The 3,280-nt window shown below is 73.8% G+C and carries 4 protein-coding genes; 3 read left to right on the top strand and 1 reads right to left on the bottom strand.

The genetic code is table 11. The features are described from left to right. Window positions 1–22: 22 nt before the first annotated feature. Window positions 23–613, bottom strand: a complete 591-nt coding sequence (locus HGA02_RS13905; protein WP_168679517.1) for a pentapeptide repeat-containing protein — start codon at window positions 611–613, stop codon at window positions 23–25. 36 nt (window positions 614–649) lie between these two features. On the opposite strand from HGA02_RS13905, the gene HGA02_RS13900 reads away from it, so the two are divergent. From HGA02_RS13900 to HGA02_RS21480, 3 genes are all read left to right on the top strand, one after another. Beyond that, window positions 650–1,237: a GNAT family N-acetyltransferase gene (locus HGA02_RS13900; protein WP_168679516.1), complete on the top strand. Its 588-nt coding sequence runs from the start codon at window positions 650–652 to the stop codon at window positions 1,235–1,237. A 69-nt stretch (window positions 1,238–1,306) separates the two neighbouring features. Next, window positions 1,307–2,992 carry a bifunctional lysylphosphatidylglycerol flippase/synthetase MprF gene (locus HGA02_RS13895; protein ID WP_168679515.1) on the top strand — a complete coding sequence of 562 codons (1,686 nt, stop codon included), beginning with the start codon at window positions 1,307–1,309 and terminating at the stop codon, window positions 2,990–2,992. A gap of 137 nt (window positions 2,993–3,129) precedes the next feature. Further along, on the top strand, window positions 3,130–3,280 hold a 151-nt coding region (locus tag HGA02_RS21480), incomplete at its 3' end, for an ABC transporter permease subunit (protein WP_425483066.1).

Below are 3,280 nucleotides of genomic sequence, written 5' to 3'. Positions count from 1 at the left end.
CCCGCGGGGGACGGGCGCGTGATCAGCCGACGACGATGCCCAGGTGCTCGGCGACGAGCGGGGCGAGGTCGAGGAGCTGGTCCTGCGTGATGCGCGCGCCGCGCAGCCCGTCGAGGCCGTCGATGCGCTCGAGCCCGACGACGCCGCGGAGGTCGACGTCCTCGAGCCGCGCACCCGAGACGTCGAGCCGCCGGACCCGGCAGTCGTCGAGGACGACCTTGCGCGCCTTCACCCGGGCCAGGTCGAGCTCGTCGACCATCACGCCGACCAGCCGCACGTCGGTGAGGGTCGCGTCGCGCAGGTTGAGGTAGTCGACCTTCCCGCCGTGCAGCTCGACGCGGGTCCACTCGGACCCGTGCGCCTCGACCGCGCCGAGCCGCGCGCCCTCCCACCGGCAGTCCAGCCAGGTCGTCGACACCGCCGACAGCGACCCGGCCCGCACGCGCGTCCAGGCGGTGTCCGACGCGCGCGTGCCGTCCAGGCGGACGCCCTCGAGCGAGCAGTCCGTGAAGGTGCACTCGAGGATCCGGGAGTGGGACCCGTCCTGCCCGTCGAGGTCCTCGCCGACCAGGTCGAGGGCGTCCAGGTCGCCGTCGCGCTCCAGGTAAACCATGGTCGCCACCCTGCCAGACCGTGCGAGGCTTCCGCCGTGCTCCACGACGTCACGCTCGAAGGCCACGGTGCTCGTCTCGTCCCGCTCGACGACACCCACGCGGAGGCGCTCGCCGCGTTCGTCGACGACCGGGTGTGGGCGGGCATGTCGTCCCCCCTGCCCGTCGGGATCGACGGCTGGCGGGCCGAGGTGGACCGCGCCCGGGTGACGCCGGGGCGGGTCGCGCTCGCGGTCCTCGACGCCGCGACGGGCGAGGTGCGGGGGAGCACGTCGTTCTACGACCTGGACACGCACGTCCTGCGCGTCGAGATCGGGCACACGTACTACGCGCCGCGCTGGTGGGGGACGTCGAACAACCCGGCCTGCAAGCTGCTGATGCTCACGCACGCGTTCGAGACGTGGGGCATGCAGCGCGTCGCGTTCCGCGCCGACACCCGCAACACGCGCTCGGTCGGGGCGATCCGTCGGCTCGGCGCCGTGCCCGAGGGGGTGCTGCGCAGCCACCGCCTCGCCCCCGACGGCACGCGCGGCGACTCCGCGTACTTCTCGATCCTGCCCGACGAGTGGCCCGCGGTCCGCGCCGGCCTCCTCGCGCGGCTGGCGGGGACGACGCCCGACGCCTGACGCCGCACGGCGGACGGATCACCCCGCGCGAGGGGTGCGCGGACGGTCGCCCCCGGCAGACTGGGGCGCATGCCGGGCAGCGTGCTCCTCCCGCGAGTCGACCGATCCGCCCTCGACGAGCAGCGTCGTCGCGTGCACGTGCGCGTGCTGGCGTCGCGGACGGTCTGGGTGCTGGCCGTGGTCGGCCTCGTCTCGAGCCTGCTGCGCGGCGTCTGGCGCGACCTCGCGCTGTTCGACGACATCGTGCCGAACGCGGGGACGGCGTCGGCGCGCCCGGCCCTCATCACCGTCTCGATCGTGCTGCTGTTCACCGCCCGCGGGCTGCGACGCGGGCACCGGCTGTCGTGGATCCTCACGGTCGGTCTGCTCGTCGCCTCGGTGGTGCTGCACCTGGTCCGCGGGCCTGACGTGCTCGCCGCGGTCGCCGTGGCCGTGGGGGCCGTCTGGCTGGCGACCAAGGGGTCGTGCTTCCCGGTGCTGCCCAACCGGCGTGACGTGCGGCGCGCCGTCCTCCTCGTCGTCTTCGCGGTGGTTTTCGTCGTGGTGACGACCGTCGGGCTCGTGGTGTGGGTCATCGTGCGGGACCCCGGCACGGCCGAGATCGAGCGGCTCGCCCGCATCCTCAGCCCGGTCGAGTTCGTCCTCGAGCTCGCGTTCCTGCTGACGCTGCTGTGGACGCTCACGTCGCCGCGCCGGCCGCACCGGCTCAACGCGGCGGACCACGCGCAGGAGCGCGAGCGGGCCCGCACGGTCGTCCAGCGGTGGGGCACGGGCACGCTCGACTACTTCGCGCTGCGTGACGACAAGGACTGGTTCTTCGTCGGGCGCTCGGTGGTGGCGCACTCGGTGCGCGGGGGCGTCGCGCTCGTGTCGCCCGACCCGATCGGGCCGCCCGAGGAGCGCGAGCAGACGTGGGCCGAGTTCCTCGACTACACCGAGGACTACGGCTGGTCGGTCGCCGTGATCGGCGCCGGTCAGGACTGGCTCGGCGTCTACGAGGCCGCGGGTCTGCGCGTCGTCTACCTGGGCGACGAGGCGATCGTCGACTGCACGACGTTCACGACGGCGGGCGGGTCGCACAAGTCGCTGCGGCAGGCCGTCGGGCGCGTCGAGCGCGCGGGGTACACGACGACGTTCCACGACCCGGCGGCGATGGAGCCGCACCTGCGCGCGCAGATCGAGGCGATGAGCGACGAGTCGCGCCGCGGCGAGACCGAGCGCGGGTTCTCGATGACCCTGTCGCGGCTGTTCGACCCCGCGGACACCGGGCTGCTGATGTCCGTGACGCAGACGTCCGCGGGTCGCGTCGACGCGTTCTGCCAGTGGGTGCCCGCGCCCGCGATCGGCGGCTGGTCCCTCGACGTCATGCGCCGCCGCCTCGACGTCGAGGGCCTGCCCAACGGGCTGATCGACACGAACATCGTGCACACGATCGGCGAGCTCAAGGCGCGCGGGCACACCGGCCTGGGCCTCAACTTCGCGGTGCTGCGCGAGGTCCTCGAGAACGAGGAGGGCGGCGGTTCGCGCCTCGACCAGCTCACGCGGCCCGTCCTGCAGCGGCTGTCGCAGGGCACGCAGATGGCGACCCTCGGGCAGTTCAACGAGAAGTTCGACCCGGGCTGGGTGCCCCGCTACACGATCCTCGACTCCGTCGAGTACGTCGCGACGCAGGCCGTCGTCATGGCCGGTGCGGAGGGGGTCACCGAGATCCCGGTGATCGGACGCTTCCTCGGGAACGTCGGGCAGCCGACGTGACCGGCGCCTGCGGGTCCGGGCCGCGCGCGGGGCGTCCGGCGTGATCGGGTCCCTGCTCGCCGCGGTCGCGTCGTCGGTGGGCTACGGCGTCAGCACGATCATGCAGGCGGTCGGCGCGCGCCGGGCGCGCGGGCTCGGTGCCGTCCTGCAGCCGCTCGTCGTCCCAGCTCTTCGCCGGGCTCAGCCTCGGGTCGGTGCTGCTGCTCGCGGCGCTCGGGCTCGCGCTGACGTTCGGTCAGATGGGCGTCATCAACATGGCGCACGGCGAGTTCATGATGGCGGGCGCGT

This window comes from Cellulomonas septica, assembly GCF_012396155.1.
GTDB lineage: Bacteria > Actinomycetota > Actinomycetes > Actinomycetales > Cellulomonadaceae > Cellulomonas > Cellulomonas septica.
The sequence above is the reverse complement of the archived record's forward strand: the minus strand, read 5'-3'. Positions and strand labels throughout refer to the sequence as shown.

What these genes read in the sequence shown, in the direction of transcription:
- HGA02_RS13905 (WP_168679517.1), bottom strand. Translation starts at nt 613, where the DNA reads ATGGTTTACCTGGAGCGCGACGGCGACCTGGACGCCCTCGACCTGGTC.
- HGA02_RS13895 (WP_168679515.1), top strand. Translation starts at nt 1,307, where the DNA reads ATGCCGGGCAGCGTGCTCCTCCCGCGAGTCGACCGATCCGCCCTCGAC.